This is a genomic window from Mycobacterium liflandii, assembly GCF_022354805.1.
Taxonomy (GTDB): domain Bacteria; phylum Actinomycetota; class Actinomycetes; order Mycobacteriales; family Mycobacteriaceae; genus Mycobacterium; species Mycobacterium marinum.
The window spans coordinates 2,337,729-2,353,867 of record NZ_CP023138.1 but is presented as its reverse complement, the minus strand read 5'-3'; the positions used below and the strand labels follow the sequence as shown (position 1 = coordinate 2,353,867).

Genomic DNA, 16,139 nt, shown 5'->3' with positions numbered 1-16,139 from the left:
CAGGGGTGGTGACGGCGGTGCGGGCGGCGCCGGCATTGGCGCTAGTGGCGGCGGCGACGGCGGAGCCGGGGGCCACGGGGGCAACGGCGGCACCGGCGGCAGGGGTCAAGGCGGCGATACCTCCAATGGCCCCGGTGGCATTGGCGGTACAGGTGGGGCCGCTGGTGATGGCGGCACCGGCGGCGATGCTGGGGCCGGCGGAAACGGCAGCGGAGGCGACGGCGGCAACGCCGGCGGCGGCGAGTCCGGCGGCACAGGCGGAGCAGCCGCACTAGCCGCCGTGGGTGGTGACGGCGGTGTCGGCGCCGCTGGAGGCACCGGCGGTGACGGCGGCGCCGCTGCCGGTACGGGTACCAACGGCACCAACGGCGACGGCGGCGATGGAGGCCAGGGCGGCGGCGGCCAAGGCGGTGTTGGCGCGTTCGACACCGGTACCGACAATGCCGGCACCGGCGGCACCGGCGGCAATGGCGGCCAGGGTGGAGCCGGCGGCACGGCCGGTGCCGGACCCGGCACACCGGGCACCGGGGGCATGGCCGGCCTCGGCGGTCAAGGCGGAAAGGGCGGCACCGGCGGCGTCTCCACTTTCAGTGGTAACAGCGGCGGTCAAGGCGGCCAAGGCGGCACCGGAGCAAACGGAGTCATCAGCGGCATCAACGGCGGCGCCGGCGCGCAAGGCGGCCAGGGCGGTCCAGGCGGCAGCGGCGGATCCAGCAGCGCCGGCCCCGGCGGCACCGGCGGCGAGGGCGGTGAAGGTGGCAGCGGCAGCACCGGAGGCACCGGTGCGGTCACCGGAGGCAGCGGCGGCACCGGAGGCAGCGGCGGTGACGGCGGCACCGGCGGCACCGGCGTCGTCGGTGCCGGTAACGCCGGAGGCACGGGTAACGCCGGCAACGCCGGCAGTGGCTCCTCCGGTGCGGCCGGCGGCCCTGGAGGCACCGGGGGCACCGGCGGTGACGGCGGTGACGGAGGTGCGGGCTAGAGCGTCACCGCCACCGTCTCCGTCGGCAACGGACCGTTTGGGGTGGCGCGGTCAGCCCCACCGGCCCCGAAGCCGGCGACATCTACGTCACCAACAGGGGCGGCGACACGGTGTCGGTGGTCGACCCCACCACCAACGCCGTCATAGACACGATCTCCGTCGGTACCAAGCCGATCGAGGTGGCGGTCAGCCCGACCGGCGCCGAAGCCGGCGACGTCTATGTCGCAAATAAGGGTGACGACACCGTGTCGGTGATCAGCTAAGGGCCGGCCGACGCGCAACACACTCCCGCATCACCGCAAGCTGCTGGCTGGACAAGGGCTTCAAAGACGGTCCGAACGGGCTCATCGCGCTCCAAGCCGTGGCCGTGGCCATGGCCAAGGTCAGTAGGAAGCTCGGCGGGTAACCGTCGGACACTTTGCCCGCGGTTTGGGAACGGCGGAGCGACTCGACCTTCGCTTCCAACGCCTCGGGGTACCCGAGTGGCCTGCGAGTGCAGGGCCTTGGCCACTCAGTCGGCCGGTGTTCGAGCCTGCTTTCAGCGTGCGGACGAACACGGTCGTCAACCCACTCCTGACCACTCAAATCCCGCGTAGAAATACGCAAAATGCCCAGTCAAATCGAGTGGAGCTAAGGGGACTCGAACCCCTGACCCCCACACTGCCAGTGTGGTGCGCTACCAGCTGCGCCATAGCCCCGCGAAGTCGTGCTCATCGAAGCTACACCACTAGCATCACGGGTTCAAAGTCGCTGGCCGCAACGACTACCCGATCACCTGATTCACCACTTCGCGCGCGGTTTTCTGTACCTCGGCCAGATGCGCGGGCCCGTTGAAGGACTCTGCATAGATCTTGTAGACGTCTTCGGTGCCCGACGGACGCGCCGCGAACCACGCGTTGGCGGTGGTCACCTTGAGCCCACCCAGCGGTGCCCCGTTTCCCGGCGCCTGGGTCAGCTTGGCGGTGATCGGCTCACCAGCGAGTTCGGTGGCGCTGACCTGGTCGGGCGACAGCTTGGCCAGACGGGCCTTCTGGTCCCGATTTGCGGGCGCGTCTACCCGGGCATACGTGGGGGCACCATATTGATCAGCCAGCGCGCGGTACCGCTGCGAAGGCGTGGCGCCGGTGACGGCCAGGATCTCCGCGGCCAGCAGCGCCATGATGATGCCGTCTTTGTCGGTGGTCCAGACCGATCCGTCGCGCCGCAGGAACGAGGCGCCCGCCGACTCCTCGCCGCCGAACCCGATGGTGCCGCCGATCAGGCCGTCGACGAACCACTTGAACCCGACCGGCACTTCCACAAGTTCACGGCCGATTCCTGCGACGACCCGGTCAATGATCGACGAACTGACGGCGGTCTTGCCCACGGCAATGCCTGCCGGCCACGACGGCCGGTGCGTGTACAGATAGTCGATGGCCACCGCCAGATAGTGATTCGGGTTCAGCAGCCCCTCATCAGGGGTGACGATGCCGTGTCGATCTGCGTCGGCGTCGTTGCCGGTCGCGATCTGGTAATGGTCCCGGTTGGCGATCAGCGAGGCCATCGCATCCGGTGAGCTGCAGTCCATCCGGATCTTGCCGTCGTGATCGAGCGTCATGAACCGCCAGGTCGCGTCGACCAGCGGGTTGACCACGCTGAGCGCCAGACCGTGCCGACTGGCGATTTCACCCCAATAGTCCACACTGGCCCCGCCCAGCGGATCGGCACCGATGCGAACCCCAGCCTCGCGGATGGCAGCGATATCGACCACGTTGGGCAAGTCGTCCACGTAGTTGCCCAGGTAGTCATGCCGCTGCGCGGAACGTAGCGCTCGGGCCAATGGCATCCGCGCCACGCCTGCCCCGTCCCGCAGAATTTCGTTGGCGCGCTTGGCTATTGCGTTGGTGGCGTCGGTGTCGGCCGGGCCCCCGTTGGGGGGGTTGTATTTGAAGCCACCGTCCGGCGGCGGGTTGTGCGATGGCGTGACCACAATGCCGTCAGCCAGCGCCTCGGTGCGGCCGCGGTTGTAGGGCAAGATCGCGTGGCTGACCGCCGGCGTCGGTGTGTAGCGGTCCGCCGAGTCGATCATGGTGACCACGTTGTTGCCGGCGAGCACTTCCAGCGCCGACACCCAGGCCGGTTCCGAAAGACCATGTGTGTCACGGCCGATGAACAGCGGTCCGGTGGTGCCACGTGCGGCGCGGTACTCGACGATGGCCTGGGTTATGGCCAGAATGTGGGCCTCGTTGAACGCTGCGTTCAGCGCGGAGCCGCGATGACCCGAAGTGCCGAACACCACCTGCTGGGCGACGTCGTCCGGATCGGGTTCAATGGTGTAATAGGCCGTCACCAGGTGGGACAGATCGACCAGGTCTTCGGGCTGGGCCGGCTGTCCGGCCCGCGGGTTGGCAACCATGAGTACCAATTCCGCCTCCCCCCACCACTCGGGAACTTCCCAGGTATTCCCCAGGGTTTACCCACTTGCAAGTCCCCACCTAGGCTGCTAACGGACACGAACTTGTACCGCGGGAGGGAAGCGACTGGTGGCACGCCCCGACTACCGAGAACTGGCCGCGATTTTCGCCGGCGGAGCCCTGGGCGCCCTGACCCGCGCGGCATTGAGCACTCTGGCGGTCCCCGACCCGGCCAAGTGGCCCTGGCCCACCTTCACCGTGAACATCGTCGGCGCCTTCTTGGTGGGTTACTTCACCACCCGCCTGCTGGAGCGGTTGCCGTTGTCTAGCTACCGACGCCCACTGTTGGGAACCGGATTGTGTGGCGGCCTAACCACTTTCTCTACGATGCAAGTCGAGACGCTGAAGATGATCGAGTACGGCCATTGGGCACTGGCCCTCGTCTACACGCTCGTGAGCGTTACTTTCGGGCTGCTGGCGGTCAAACTGGCGACAGTCGCGGTTCGCCGCGTGCGGGTGCGCTGATGACCGCAGGCACCGTGGTGGTCTGGATGGGCGTCATGGTCATTGGGGGCCTCGGTTCGACGCTGCGCTTTCTGGTGGACCGCACGATCGCGCGCAGAATGGCCAGGACGTTTCCGTTTGGCACCTTCGCCGTAAACGTCAGCGGCGCAGCACTACTCGGATTCCTTGCCGGCCTGGCACTGTCCCGGGACGCGGCCCTGTTGGCGGGCACCGCGTTTGTGGGCGCCTACACCACCTTCTCCACTTGGATGCTGGAAACCCAACGGCTGAGCGAGGAACGGCAAATGTGGGTCGCGCTGGCCAATATTGGGCTCAGCGTGCTCGCCGGCCTCGGGGCGGCGTTGTTGGGGCACTGGATCGCGCAGCTGCTATGAGCGCGCAGAGCCTCAAGTTGACCGCGTACTTCGGTGAGCGGCATCGCGTTGTGGGTACAAATCGGTTCCTGGCCGATGCGATGCTGGATCTGTTCGGCAACCGTGGCATCGCCACGAGCGTAATGCTGCGCGGTACCACCGGTTTCGGCCTCAAGCACGAGCTGCGCAGCGATCAGTCGCTGAGCCTGTCCGAGGACCCTCCGGTGACAGTCGTCGCCGTCGATGTCGAGTCCAAGATCCGCTCGCTGGTCGACGAAGTGACGGCGATGACCGGCCGGGCGCTGTTGACACTCGAGCGCGCTCGACTGGTGACCCGGAACAACGGCGTCGAAGCATTGAACGACATCGAGCAGCAAACCGCGGACGCCGCAAAGCTGACCGTCTATGTCGGCCGCCAGGTCCGGGTTGGCGGATCCCCCGCCGCCTATGCCGTCTGCGAGTTGCTATGGCAGCATGGATTTGCCGGGGCCACGGTACTTCTTGGTGTGGACGGCACAGCAGATGGCGAACGATTCCGGGCCCGCTTTTTTGGCCGCAATGTCAACGTTCCGCTCATGATCATCGACATCGGAACGGCCGCGCAGGTGTCCGCCGCCGCCACCAAACTCGCCGCCGTACTGACCAACCCGCTGTTGACCATCGAACGGGTGCGGCTGTGCAAGAACGACGGCAGATTGTTCGCCCGCCCCCAACAGCTGCCGCCGACCGATGACCAAGGACGCCACCTGTGGCAGAAGCTGATGGTGCACACCTCCGAAGCCAGTCACCACGAGGGGGTGCCCATCCACCGTGCCCTGGTGCATCGACTGATGCAGTCCGGGGCGGCGCGCGGAGCGACCGCCCTACGCGGCATCTGGGGGTTTCATGGCGACCGCAGAACACACGGAGACAAGCTGTTTCGGATCACCCGCGATGTGCCGGTAACCACGATCATCATCGACACACCCGAGGCGATCGCGCGCAGCTTCGAGATTGTCGAGGACCTGACCACCCGTCACGGGCTGGTGACCAGCGAAATGATTCCTGCCGCAATGTCGTTCAGCGAGTCGTTGGACTGGACGCAGCGCACCTGCGAACCCCCGATGGCTCGCTACGACTACTGAAGCGAAACCTTCAGCTGCGTAGTCCGGGCACGTCGTCGAGAGTGCGCGGTAGCACGTAGAGCGCCACGCGACGATCCGGCAGGTCATGTTCGCCCAGGAATGTGCAGCCACCGTTCTCGCAGAATCGGCGGGTGCCCCTGCTGCGATAGTCCGGGGAAAAGACGATCCGGCGGCATTGCGGTTCGGCATTGAGTACGCTGGCCACGAAGTGCGGCAGCAAGAGTTGGGCATTTCCCAGGCCAACGAACTTCGGTTCAGCCGTTGCGGCGTGGATGCCAAGATCATAGGGGTCAGACTCATATAGCGTTGATATGCGATCTTTTGCAGCCCTATACAATTCGAGGTATCCATAGTCCAGGCCATCTAAGCTGCCGATGTAGGGTCGCGAGTAGTCGCCCTCGAGTTGTGCCTGCAGGTAGCGGTACCACCGCGACGCCGGCCATGCGGCATCCCAGGCCCTGAGCAGGTGCGGCCGGCGCATCCAGTCAGCGATCTTCTCGGCGTCGGCGTCGGCGTCGGGATCAGCCAGCCGGAACGCGTACGGGCTGGGGACCTCCGGCGCCGGCGGCGGCGGAACGCTGCGGACCTCGTCGTCGAGGTCGGTCAGTTCCCTCGGGAACAGCGTGTCGGCTTCACTCATGTCAACGGGGAGCCTACCTAACCCACACTGTGGACAGCCATCTTTCTGTCAGCGCCGAAACCCAGTTTTGCGCCGCATCGGCGGCCTCGGGCGGCGTCTCAACCAGCACTAACTCATCGATCCCCAGCTCGGCCAGCGCATCGACGTCGCACGGCTGGGGGCAGCGCAGGGCGACGGACAACCGCAGCTCATCACGGTTGCGGCCCGACTCGGCACACAGCCGGTCGAGCGTGCCAACCCGCTCGCGGACGGCGCCAACGCCGTCGAGGTTGAAGCCGTACCAGCCATCCGCCCAGGCCGCGACGCGGCGCAGCGCCGCATCGCTGTTGCCCCCGACCATGACCGGGACCCGTCGGTCGCGCACGGGCTTGGGATTCACCCGAACCGAATCGAACCGGACGAACTCCCCGGTGAACGAGGCGAGATCGTCGCGCCACAGGGTGCGCATCGCGGCGACGTATTCGGCCGTACGACCAGCACGATCCTGAAACGGGACACCCAGCGCCGCGAACTCCTCGCGAGACCAGCCGACGCCCACGCCAAGCGTCAACCGTCCCCCGCTCAACCGGTCCAGACTTGCCGCCTGCTTGGCCACCACTACCGGGTTGTGCTCCGGCAGCAGCAGCACCCCGGTCGCCACGGTGATACGGGAGGAGGCGGCGGCGAAGCTCAGCGCAATCATCGGGTCCAGCCAGTCCGCCTGGGGCGGGATCGCTATGACGCCGTCCTCGGAGTACGGGTAGCGCGATGTGTGCCGGTCGACCATCACGACATGCTCGCCGGCCCACAATGTGGCAAACCCGGCATCATCGGCCGCGCAGGCCACGGCGTCGATCATCGAGCGGTCGGCCCCGGCACCGATTCCCAGCGCATGCAATCCCAGCTGCACCCGGAGATCGTCTCACGCAGCGCACCCCCGAGCGACGAATCTCAGCGGGCTTTCAGCAGATTCGCCAGAACGGCCACGTGACTTCCAGCTACCTCTCGGGTAGCGGTGACCAGCGTGACCACACCGCCCTGGGCCAGCGTGTGCAGTTCGGCCAGCGCCGCGCTGCCAGACAGCTCCGCCTCATAGCGCGCCGCGAACTCGTCGAATCGCTCAGGTTGGTGGTGGTACCACTGACGCAACTCGGTAGACGGGGCGACGCCCTTGCACCAGATGCCAACCCTGGGGTCGTCCTTGCGAATGCCTCGCGGCCAGATGCGGTCGACCAGGACGCGCTGGCCGTCGTCGGGTTCGACGTCGTCATAGATCCGAGCCACCCGGATCCGGGCCTCGCGGCTCATCCAGCCAGCGTATCGGGGGCTGTCGTCCAGTCAGTGGAACCCGCTAGAATCGAAAACATGTTCGAATCCTTGGCGACTGTCGATCCCGCCGCCGACCAAGCCGCGCTGGTCGAGCGCATTGCTGAGCTGGAGAGGGTCAAATCGGCAGCCGCAGCAGGCCAGGCTCGCGCGGCGGCCGCCTTGGACACGGCACGCCGAGCTGCCGAATCAGCTGCCGGCGTGCCAGCCGCCCGGCGTGGACGTGGTCTGGCCAATGAGATCGCGCTGGCGCGACGAGACTCGCCCGCCCGGGGCAGCCGCCACCTGGGATTCGCCAAGGCACTAGTGCATGAAATGCCGCACACACTGGCGGCGCTGGAATGCGGGTTGCTGTCGGAGTGGCGGGCCACCCTGATCGTTCGCGAGAGCGCTTGTCTGGACATCGAGCACCGGCGCGAATTGGATGCCGAATTGTGTGGCGACCCGTCCGGCCTTGAGGGGATGGGTGATGCTCGGGTCGCCGCGGCGGCCAAAGCGATCGCCTACCGGCTGGACCCACATGCTTTCGTCGACCGGGCGGCCAAGGCCGAGAGGGAACGGACAGTCACCATCCGCCCGGCTCCCGACACCATGACCTATCTGACCGCGCTATTGCCGGTGGCCCAGGGCATATCGGTGTACGCGGCGCTGCGCCGTGCGGCAGACACCCGGTGTGACGGGCGCTCCCGCGGGCAGGTGATGGCGGACACCCTGGTCGAGCGGGTCACCGGGCGCGACGCGGCGGTCCCGACTCCGATCGCGGTCAACCTGGTGCTGACGGATGAATCACTGCTGGGAGCCGATAGCGCACCCGCGGATGTCTGCGGCTATGGCCCAATCCCCGCGGCGGTCGCCCGTACGATGGTCGCCGACGCTGTCGCCGACGGACGTTCGCGGGCGACGCTGCGCAGGCTCTACGCCCATCCCCGAGCCGGGGCGCTGGTAGCGATGGAATCACGAGCGCGGCTATTTCCCCGCGGCCTGGCCGCCTTCATCGAGTTGCGGGATCAGCGGTGTCGCACTCCCTACTGCGACGCCCCGATCCGACACCGCGATCACGCGCGGCCTTGGGCCAAAGGCGGCCCCACCACAGCGGACAACGGCCTGGGATCGTGCGAGCGCTGCAACTACGCCAAGGAGGCGTACGGTTGGCGAGTCGAGACGAGTATGCACGAAACCCACACGCACACAGCTGAATTCACCACGCCAACGGGAACAAGCTATCGATCCGGCGCCCCGCCGCGGGTGCAGACCGTCACGGCCAGCGAACTCGAGGTCAGGGTAGGCATTTCACTCGCCCGGCACGCCGCCTAGCCCGTCACAACCTAGTAGTGACTAGTAGTGATAGGTGTCGGTTGGCGCGGGTGAGTGCACCGGCTCGTCCTCGAAGTCAGAGGCCTCGATGCCGTAGGCACGCGCCAGATCCAGGATCTTGGTTGCGCGGGCAATACGCGGCAGGTCGGAGCCGTTTCGGATCTCTCCCCCATCGCGTTCGAACTCGGCGAAAAACTCTTTCGCCCAGCCGATCTCATCTTGCGACGGGGACAGCCCCTCATTCACCACCGAGCACTGCTCCGGCGACAAACAGATCTTGCCCGTCATCCCGAACTCCACCGAGACCGCGCTGGCCTCGATGAGTTTGAGCGGGTTGGAACCGATGGTCGGCCCGTCGATCGCACTCGGCAGGCCGGCCGCCTTGGCCGCGATGGTAAATCGTGACCGCGCGTACGCCAGCGTGGTGGCGTCTTCGCCAAAGCCGGTATCCCGGCGGAAGTCACCGATGCCGAAAGCCAGCCGGAAGGTGCCCTTGGCCGACGCGATTTCGGTGATGCGCTCCAGGCCACGGGCCGTCTCGACCAATGCCACGATCGGCACGTTGGGCAGCCTCCTGGCGGTCTCGGTGACATGGTCAACCGATTCCACCATCGCCAACATGACACCACCGACCGAGCTGCCAGCCAGGATGGCTATGTCGTCGGCCCACCACGGGGTGCCGAAGCCATTGATGCGAACCCAGTCGGCATTGCCGTCACCGAGCCAATGCACCACATTGTCGCGAGCGCTGCCCTTGTCTTTGAGGGCGACCGCATCCTCGATGTCGAGCACGACGATGTCGGCGCGAGAATGCGACGCGGCCTGGAATCGGTCGGCATGCGTGCCGTTGACCAGCAACCAGCTCCGGGCCAGCACTGGGTCGATGCGTGAACCCACGTCGGCAGGATCCACGACGTAGCTATTGACCTGTTCGTACATTGCTTGTTCTGCCGCCATCTTCGTTCTATTAGTCGGGCGTATTACCTAAACCGTAGCGGTAACGCCACCGATTGCCTCCAACGACCTGTACCCACGGCGCCGGCACCCTCACCGCTCGGGGCCGAGCACCACCGCGCCGAACCACTGGCAGACCAGTAGCGCCATCTCGACGTCGAGCCGCTCGTCGTCGATCGGCCGGCCCCGACGCTCGACCGCCCGGGCAACCCGGTACTTGACCGAGTTGTAGTGCAGGTGCAGGCGCTCGGCCGCCGCCTTGTAACTACCCCCTTCGCGCAGGAAGACCCGAAGCGTCTCGCGCAGCACGGCATCGTTGTCCGAATCGGTGGACAACGGGCCCAGGGTCTCGCGCACCCAGGCCCCGGCGTCCGGCAGATCCGCACCCATCAATGCGGCCGCGGACAGTCCCTCGTCGCTGACCGCCATGACCGCCGGCGCGGATGCACCCACCGCGACACCAACACGGTGTGCGTTTCGCGCCTGACGGTGCGCCCGCCGGAACCCTTCGACGCCCGGCAACGCCTGGCCCAATGCGACGTGCGGCGCATCGGTGTGGCCCGCGACGAAGCGACGGACCCGCCCGGTCAGGCCAGCATCATTGGCCCGCAACGGGATCCACCCCCACCCGGTGATCCGATCCGCGGCCACGAACAGCGCATTGCCCGTACCCAGGTGCTCGGCAAGTTCGTCCAAGAACCGCTCCAGCCTCTCGAACTCGTTACCGTCGGTCGCGTCATCGGGGAACCACAAGACGAGCGCGAGATGCACCTTTCGCAACGGGTAGCGAATCGACTTGGTCATCGCGTCGGTGTCGATGTCGCCGCCATCGAGAATCTCCGCGATCCGGACATTGCGGACTCGGCTGCGGTTTTCCAGCCACCGGTCGCGTTCGGCCTCGTAGGCCGCCACGACCTGTTGCGAGATCCAGTCGATGTAGTTGAAGGTGACCTCGGAGATCCGGTTGAACACATCAAGGCTCAGCGCGGGATCGGCGCCCGCTTCCTGGACCCCATCGATGATTCGCTCCAGCATCTCTTTGTGACCAAGCCGGTAGGCACGCACCAGCGCATTGACCGGCACCCCCCGCTGCGCCAACCTCCTGGCGTACTCCAGCGCCGCTGTCGGAGACTCAACGCGCTCGATCGGAATGTCGTAGTGGATCGCGTTGAGCACCGCGGCCACGTTTCCCTCGACGCTGGCGTGGAGAAGGTCCAGCAGTTGCACGTCACCGCGCAGCTCGACGATTTCGCGTTCCAGGGTGCCTTGAATCGATGCGGTCGCCTCGGCTAATTGGACGCTAAGGCGGTACACGACCTCGACCACGATTTTGCCGACCACCGCGTCGTCGGTGCGGTTTCGTTCCGCCATGAACCGACACTAGACGTCTTGACGGGTCCGACAGAACCGGGTCTTAGCGGTGCTTTTGTCCTCCCAGGACAGTGCGAACAAGCAATTTCATCCGGTCGAGACGGTGTGGGCCACATCACCTGATTCGTACGGTGTCCCGATCCACCTTCGACCTGACCAAACAAGTTTCAATGAATCAAGGAGCCACTGCGATGGGATTCTTCAAACCACGCTTTCCCGACGTTGATCCGGACACATTCCTGCGCAAACCGCTGATGGAGCGGGGGCGCATCCTCGCCCAGAGCTGGGTCGAATACGGGTTCCCGTCGCCGCGGATGGTGCATGCCATCTACATCCTGAAGCTCATCTTCGGCTACGCGCTCGGCGGGGTCATCGTTGCCACGTTGACCTCAGGGCTGCCGGCCTTCTGGCACGTGGCCGCGTGGTGGAACCAACCGATTGTGTACCAGAAGGTCATCCTGTGGACGGTGCTGCTGGAATCCATTGGCGTCGCCGGTTCCTGGGGGCCCTCGCCGGCAAGATCAAGCCGATGACCGGCGGCATTCGTTTCTGGGCCCGCCCCGGCACCATCCGGCTGCGGCCATGGAAATGGGTGCCGTTCACCAAGGGCGACCGGCGCACTCTGTTGGACGTTGCGCTCTATGTCGCCCTGCTGGTCAGTGTGGCGGTTGCGCTGTTTTCGCCCGGCGTGCCCAGTGACTCGCTGTCGGCGGCGCTTCCCGGAAACACATCCGGCCTGGTCAGTCCCGCACTGCTGATCGCGCCGATGGTGCTGCTGGTCCTGGTGGGACTGCGCGACAAGACGATCTTCCTGGGCGCCCGCGGCGAGCAGTATCTGCCGGCGATGTTTTTCTTCGCGGTGCTGGGATTCGCGAACTTCGCGGACATGATCATCGCGCTCAAGCTACTGATCGTTGTCGTATGGGTGGGCGCCGGCGCATCCAAGTTGGGCAAGCATTTCGCCAACGTCATCCCCCCGATGGTAAGCAACAGCCCGGCCATTGCGTTCAGGTGGCTCAAGCGGGCCCACTACCGCAATTTTCCGCGGGACCTGCGCCCGTCTCGGCTTGCCGAGGTGATGGCCCACGCCGCCGGCACCACGGTAGAAGTCCTCGCCCCGCTGACGCTGTTGTTCTCCACCAACAAGTGGCTGACCCTGGCGGCCGCCGCCTTGATGGTGTCGTTCCACCTGTTCATCATTTCGACGTTCCCGCTGGCGGTCCCGCTGGAATGGAACGTGCTGTTCGCCTACGCCACGATCTTTCTGTTCCTGGGCTTCCCGGCCTGGCAGGGCTACGGCGTGACCTCCATGTCGTCGCCATGGCTGTTGGCCGCCATCGTCGCCGCACTGCTGTTCTTCCCGATCCTGGGCAACTTCCGGCCCGACAAGGTCTCCTTCCTGCCGTCCATGCGCTAATACGCCGGCAACTGGGCCTCCGCGGTATGGGCCTTCGCTCCGGGCACCGAGCACAAACTCAACAAGGTCACCCGGTCGTCGAAGAACCAGCTCGACCAGTTCATCGACTTCGGTTATGAGCCGCAGTGGGCGGAGATCACGATGCAGCACTCGATCGCCTGGCGCAGCATGCACAGCCAGGGCCGCGGCCTGTTCTCGGTGCTGCTGAAGAACCTGCCCGACATCGACACCCGCACCGTGCGGGAAGGCGAGTTCATCTGCAACTCGTTGATCGGGTTCAACTTCGGCGACGGTCACCTGCACAACGAAGATCTGATCGCGGCGATGCAGACACAGGCCGCGTTCGAGCCCGGTGAACTCGTCGTCGTATGGGTGGAGTCGCAGGCCTGGGGCAGCAAGGTGCAGCACTACAAGGTCATCGACGCGGCCCTGGGCGTGCTCGAGCGCGGCACCTGGAAGGTTGCCGATGCGGTGGCCGAGCAACCGTGGCTGCCTAACGGCCCGATCCCAACGCAGGTGACCTGGTCGCTCGGCGGCAGGCGGGAACGGATCCGCGACGGGCAGGACCGCGAGCATGGGGCGCTGGCATGAAAGGTGCATCGCAGACCGCGATCGTGGCTGGTGGCGGGCCCAATGGGCTCGCCGCCGCCATCACCCTGGCCAAAGCCGGACTGCAGGTCACCGTTCTCGAGGCCGCCGAGGAGGTGGGCGGCGGTGCCCGCAGCAGCGAGGCCATCGTGCCCGACCTGGTGCATGACCACTGTTCGGCCATCCATCCGATGGCCGTCGGCTCGGAGTTCCTCGCCGGCCTGGACCTGGACCGCCACGGCCTGAGCTGGCTGCTGCCCGATATCGACTGCGTGCATCCGCTCGATGACGGCAGCGCGGGCGTGCTGCACCGTTCGGTAGGCCAGACGGCCGACGGGTTGGGCGCCGATGGTCGCTGATGGCGGGCCCTGTTCGATTGGACTTCGCAACGATTCGACATGCTGGCCGAGGACATCATGGGTCCGCTGCTGAGCATTCCCGGGCACCCGATCACATTGGCCCGGTTCGGTGCACCGACGGTGCTTCCCGCCTCGGTGCTGGCCAGGCTGTTTCGCACCGACCAGGGCCGGGCATTGTTCGGAGGCGTTGCCGCGCATGCGTTTCGGCCACTGCACTACCCGATGACCTCAGCGATCGGCCTGGGCATCATCACCGCAGGCCACCGGCACGGCTGGCCAGTAGCGGCCGGCGGTTCGCAGTCAATCACCAACGCGCTGGTGGCAACGTTGGACGAGCTTGGCGGCAAGATCGAAACGGGCGTACGGGTACAGACGGCATCGCAGCTGCCACCGGCGGACGTGACCATGTTCGACCTCGCGCCGGACGCCGTCGCCGGCATCCTCGGCGACCGGATGCCCGGGCGGATTGCCCGCGCCTACAACAAATTTCGGCGCGGGCCAGGCGCATTCAAAGTCGACTTCGCCATCGAGGGCGCCGTACCATGGACCAACCCGCAGGCCCGCCGGGCGGGGACGGTGCATCTGGGAGGCCCCTACGCCGAGCTCGCCGCCGCCGAACGCGAGGTCCATGCCGGACGGATGCCACAACGACCATTCGTTCTGGTCGGGCAGCAGTACCTGGCCGATCCTGAGCGCTCGGTCGGCAATATCCATCCGCTGTGGACCTAAGCACACGTCCCCAACGGCTACACCGGCGACGCCACCGCCGCGATCATCGCGCAGATCGAGCGTTTCGCACCGGGATTCCGGGAGCACATCGTCGGGCAGACCGTCCGCAGCACCACCGAGATGTCCAGATATAACCCGAATTACGTCGGCGGCGACATCATGACGGGCGCCAAAGATATCCGCCAGCTGACCTTTGGACCGCGGGTGACATTGTCGCCCTATCGAACCGGGGTGCCGGGCACCTACATCTGTTCGGCCGCGACGCCGCCGGGGCCGGGCGCCCATGGCATGTGTGGCGCCAATGCGGCGAAACTAGCTCTAGCGGAACTGAAATAGCCGACGGCCGCCGATTTCGTTGATTTGTACCGCTGGGGTGAGCCCGTGGAGCAAGCTGGCCATATGTCCGAGGGCCCCACGCATCCGATCACTGTCTTCCCGGCCCGCAAGGTGCTGACGATGACGCCCTCACTACCGGAGGCCTCCGCGGTCGCGGTGGCCGACGGCCGGATTGTCGCCGTCGGTTCGCTGGACTCGATGCGCCCCTGGCTGAATCGCCACGAATACGTGGTCGACGAGCGGCTGTCCGACAAGGTGGTGCTTCCCGGCTTCATCGACCCGCACGTGCACCCCTCATTGCCTGCGGTGCTTACTCAGTTTCCGTTCCTCGCTCCCGAGGATTGGAACCTGCCGACCGGACGTTTTGCCAGCGCAACGACCCCGGACGCGTTCCGCACGCGGTTGCGGGAACTGGTCGACGCCCACCCGGACTGGAGCGTGCCGTTCGTGGCCTGGGGCTACCACCCGCTCTGGCACGGGCCGATCGGGCGCCCCGAGCTGACCGCGATGTTCGGAACCCGGCCCGTCATCCTCTGGCACCGGTCGTTCCATGAATTGATCGCCAACGATGGCGCGATCGACTGGATGGGGCTCAGCGAGCAGCAGTTCGCCGATCTTCCCGAGGTGGACTGGGAGCGCGGACGCTTCTGGGAGAACGGCGCAATGGCCCTGGTCGGCGCCAGCCGCCTGCCGCAACTCCTGTTCGAACCCGCCCGGTATGGGGAAGGCATGGCCAACTTCTTCCGCATGGTCCACCTAGCCGGCGTCACGACCTGTCTGGACATGGGCGTCGGCAGCATGGGCAATCCGGAAAACGAGATCCGGCTGATCAACAGGATCTCGCGGGAGATCGACGCACCGTCCAGGATCGTGCTCACCCCGTTGATCTCTGATTTCCTGGCCCGCGGTGTCACCCCGCAGGAGGCCGTGGCCATTGTCGCGGAGTGGGCGCAAATGACCTCCGGACGAGTCGGGTTTGACCACCACTTCAAACTCATGATGGACGGTGCGATCTTCAGCGGAATGGCCCAGTTCGGGTATCCCGGCTACCTCGACGGCCACACCGGGATGTGGATGGCCCCGCTGCAAGTCACGCGGACCTGGGCCGAGGTCTTTTGGCGGGAGGGCTACCAACTGCACGCCCACACCGTCGGCGACCTCAGTGCCGAGGCCTTGATCGACCTGGTACGCCACCTGCAGTGGATCCATCCCCGGATCGGTCACCGCACCGTCCTGGAACACTTCGGCTACACCACCGAGGAACAGAACCTGCAGATGCGGGAGCTGGGCATGGTGGTCTCCGCCAATCCCTACTACCACTACCTACTCAGCGATATCTACAGTTCGGAATGGCTCGGCAGCGACCGCGGCGCCGAGCTGGTGCGCCTGGGATCACTCGAACGCCTCGGCGTCCCGTTCGGCCTGCATTCCGATTGCCCCATGGCGCCACTGGCCCCGCTGACCCTCGCCTGGGTCGCGGCCCGACGGATCACGATCAACGGCAACCTCAACTGCGCGCAGGAGCGGATAAGCCTGCACGCCGCACTGCGGGCCATCACCATCGACGCCGCCTGGATCATGCGCAAAGAAAACGACCTCGGATCGATCCGCGCCGGCAAGTACGCGGACTTCACCGTCCTCGAAGACGACCCCTACCAGGTCGGCGTCGACGGCCTCAAAGACCTCCCCATTTGGGGAACGGTGTTCGAGGGGCAGGTCCGATCACTGCCATCGTGACCCCGCGCCGCC

The 16,139-nt window shown here is 66.2% G+C and carries 15 protein-coding genes, 1 tRNA gene and 2 pseudogenes; 10 read left to right on the top strand and 8 right to left on the bottom strand.

Going from position 1 to position 16,139, the window contains the following annotated elements:
* Window positions 1-5 precede the first annotated feature (5 nt).
* From CKW46_RS10745 to CKW46_RS10735, 3 genes are all read left to right on the top strand, one after another.
* On the top strand, window positions 6-275 hold the full coding sequence (locus tag CKW46_RS10745; RefSeq protein ID WP_499019114.1) for a hypothetical protein: 270 nt from the start codon (window positions 6-8) through the stop codon (window positions 273-275).
* Between the two features lie 5 nt (window positions 276-280).
* Window positions 281-982: a PE family protein gene (locus CKW46_RS10740; protein WP_499019113.1), complete on the top strand. Its 702-nt coding sequence runs from the start codon at window positions 281-283 to the stop codon at window positions 980-982.
* A gap of 110 nt (window positions 983-1,092) precedes the next feature.
* Window positions 1,093-1,245, top strand: coding sequence for a hypothetical protein (locus CKW46_RS10735; protein ID WP_252872339.1), 153 nt, complete (start codon window positions 1,093-1,095; stop codon window positions 1,243-1,245).
* Here the strand turns inward: CKW46_RS10735 and CKW46_RS10730 are convergent.
* From CKW46_RS10730 to pgm, 3 genes are all read right to left on the bottom strand, one after another.
* Window positions 1,238-1,399, bottom strand: coding sequence for a hypothetical protein (locus CKW46_RS10730; protein WP_420811819.1), 162 nt, complete (start codon window positions 1,397-1,399; stop codon window positions 1,238-1,240). The genes CKW46_RS10735 and CKW46_RS10730 overlap by 8 nt on opposite strands.
* 208 nt (window positions 1,400-1,607) lie before the next feature.
* A tRNA-Ala gene (locus CKW46_RS10725) sits at window positions 1,608-1,680 on the bottom strand.
* A gap of 65 nt (window positions 1,681-1,745) precedes the next feature.
* Entirely contained in the window at window positions 1,746-3,377 is a 1,632-nt protein-coding gene (gene pgm / locus CKW46_RS10720) for a phosphoglucomutase (alpha-D-glucose-1,6-bisphosphate-dependent) (RefSeq protein ID WP_482053393.1), read from the bottom strand.
* A gap of 127 nt (window positions 3,378-3,504) precedes the next feature.
* Here pgm and crcB (CKW46_RS10715) point away from each other — a divergent pair, with 127 nt between their 5' ends.
* Genes crcB (CKW46_RS10715) through CKW46_RS10705 form a run of 3 tightly spaced genes read left to right on the top strand, consistent with a single transcriptional unit; the run spans window position 3,505 to window position 5,377 of the window.
* On the top strand, window positions 3,505-3,900 hold the full coding sequence (crcB, locus tag CKW46_RS10715) for a fluoride efflux transporter CrcB (protein ID WP_015355027.1): 396 nt from the start codon (window positions 3,505-3,507) through the stop codon (window positions 3,898-3,900).
* Window positions 3,900-4,274 carry a fluoride efflux transporter CrcB gene (gene crcB, locus CKW46_RS10710; protein ID WP_012393424.1) on the top strand — a complete coding sequence of 125 codons (375 nt, stop codon included), beginning with the start codon at window positions 3,900-3,902 and terminating at the stop codon, window positions 4,272-4,274. Before crcB (CKW46_RS10715) ends, crcB (CKW46_RS10710) begins: the two co-directional genes overlap by 1 nt.
* Entirely contained in the window at window positions 4,271-5,377 is a 1,107-nt protein-coding gene (locus tag CKW46_RS10705; RefSeq protein ID WP_482053140.1) for a DUF190 domain-containing protein, read from the top strand. Before crcB (CKW46_RS10710) ends, CKW46_RS10705 begins: the two co-directional genes overlap by 4 nt.
* Before the next feature lie 10 nt (window positions 5,378-5,387).
* Here the strand turns inward: CKW46_RS10705 and CKW46_RS10700 are convergent, their stop codons facing one another.
* Genes CKW46_RS10700 through CKW46_RS10690 form a run of 3 tightly spaced genes read right to left on the bottom strand, consistent with a single transcriptional unit; the run spans window position 5,388 to window position 7,304 of the window.
* Window positions 5,388-6,017: a GNAT family N-acetyltransferase gene (locus CKW46_RS10700; RefSeq protein ID WP_015355025.1), complete on the bottom strand. Its 630-nt coding sequence runs from the start codon at window positions 6,015-6,017 to the stop codon at window positions 5,388-5,390.
* Between the two features lie 13 nt (window positions 6,018-6,030).
* Entirely contained in the window at window positions 6,031-6,906 is an 876-nt protein-coding gene (locus CKW46_RS10695) for an LLM class F420-dependent oxidoreductase (RefSeq protein WP_482053139.1), read from the bottom strand.
* Between the two features lie 41 nt (window positions 6,907-6,947).
* Window positions 6,948-7,304, bottom strand: a complete 357-nt coding sequence (locus CKW46_RS10690; protein WP_011741222.1) for a DUF488 domain-containing protein — start codon at window positions 7,302-7,304, stop codon at window positions 6,948-6,950.
* A gap of 57 nt (window positions 7,305-7,361) precedes the next feature.
* Here CKW46_RS10690 and CKW46_RS10685 point away from each other — a divergent pair, with 57 nt between their 5' ends.
* A complete protein-coding gene (locus CKW46_RS10685) occupies window positions 7,362-8,636 on the top strand; it encodes an HNH endonuclease (protein ID WP_015355024.1) in 1,275 nt (424 codons plus the stop codon).
* Between the two features lie 21 nt (window positions 8,637-8,657).
* Here CKW46_RS10685 and CKW46_RS10680 read toward each other — a convergent pair whose 3' ends face one another.
* Together CKW46_RS10680 and CKW46_RS10675 are read right to left on the bottom strand one after the other, a co-directional pair.
* Entirely contained in the window at window positions 8,658-9,575 is a 918-nt protein-coding gene (locus tag CKW46_RS10680) for an HpcH/HpaI aldolase/citrate lyase family protein (protein ID WP_015355023.1), read from the bottom strand.
* A gap of 108 nt (window positions 9,576-9,683) precedes the next feature.
* Window positions 9,684-10,961 carry a PucR family transcriptional regulator gene (locus tag CKW46_RS10675; protein ID WP_015355022.1) on the bottom strand — a complete coding sequence of 426 codons (1,278 nt, stop codon included), beginning with the start codon at window positions 10,959-10,961 and terminating at the stop codon, window positions 9,684-9,686.
* Window positions 10,962-11,152: 191 nt separating this feature from the next.
* Here CKW46_RS10675 and CKW46_RS10670 point away from each other — a divergent pair.
* From CKW46_RS10670 to CKW46_RS10660, 3 genes and pseudogenes are all read left to right on the top strand, one after another.
* Window positions 11,153-12,969, top strand: a pseudogene (locus CKW46_RS10670) (DUF3556 domain-containing protein).
* Window positions 12,966-14,390, top strand: a pseudogene (locus CKW46_RS10665) (phytoene desaturase family protein). The pseudogenes CKW46_RS10670 and CKW46_RS10665 overlap by 4 nt, the downstream one beginning before the upstream one ends.
* Window positions 14,391-14,453: 63 nt before the next feature.
* Window positions 14,454-16,127, top strand: coding sequence for an amidohydrolase (locus CKW46_RS10660; RefSeq protein ID WP_117435819.1), 1,674 nt, complete (start codon window positions 14,454-14,456; stop codon window positions 16,125-16,127).
* The last annotated feature ends 12 nt before the right edge of the window (window positions 16,128-16,139 follow it).

What these genes read in the sequence shown, in the direction of transcription:
- pgm (WP_482053393.1), bottom strand. Translation starts at nt 3,377, where the DNA reads ATGGTTGCCAACCCGCGGGCCGGACAGCCGGCCCAGCCCGAAGACCTG.
- crcB (WP_012393424.1), top strand. Translation starts at nt 3,900, where the DNA reads ATGACCGCAGGCACCGTGGTGGTCTGGATGGGCGTCATGGTCATTGGG.
- CKW46_RS10705 (WP_482053140.1), top strand. Translation starts at nt 4,271, where the DNA reads ATGAGCGCGCAGAGCCTCAAGTTGACCGCGTACTTCGGTGAGCGGCAT.
- CKW46_RS10700 (WP_015355025.1), bottom strand. Translation starts at nt 6,017, where the DNA reads ATGAGTGAAGCCGACACGCTGTTCCCGAGGGAACTGACCGACCTCGAC.
- CKW46_RS10690 (WP_011741222.1), bottom strand. Translation starts at nt 7,304, where the DNA reads ATGAGCCGCGAGGCCCGGATCCGGGTGGCTCGGATCTATGACGACGTC.
- CKW46_RS10685 (WP_015355024.1), top strand. Translation starts at nt 7,362, where the DNA reads ATGTTCGAATCCTTGGCGACTGTCGATCCCGCCGCCGACCAAGCCGCG.
- CKW46_RS10680 (WP_015355023.1), bottom strand. Translation starts at nt 9,575, where the DNA reads ATGTACGAACAGGTCAATAGCTACGTCGTGGATCCTGCCGACGTGGGT.
- CKW46_RS10675 (WP_015355022.1), bottom strand. Translation starts at nt 10,961, where the DNA reads ATGGCGGAACGAAACCGCACCGACGACGCGGTGGTCGGCAAAATCGTG.
- CKW46_RS10660 (WP_117435819.1), top strand. Translation starts at nt 14,454, where the DNA reads ATGTCCGAGGGCCCCACGCATCCGATCACTGTCTTCCCGGCCCGCAAG.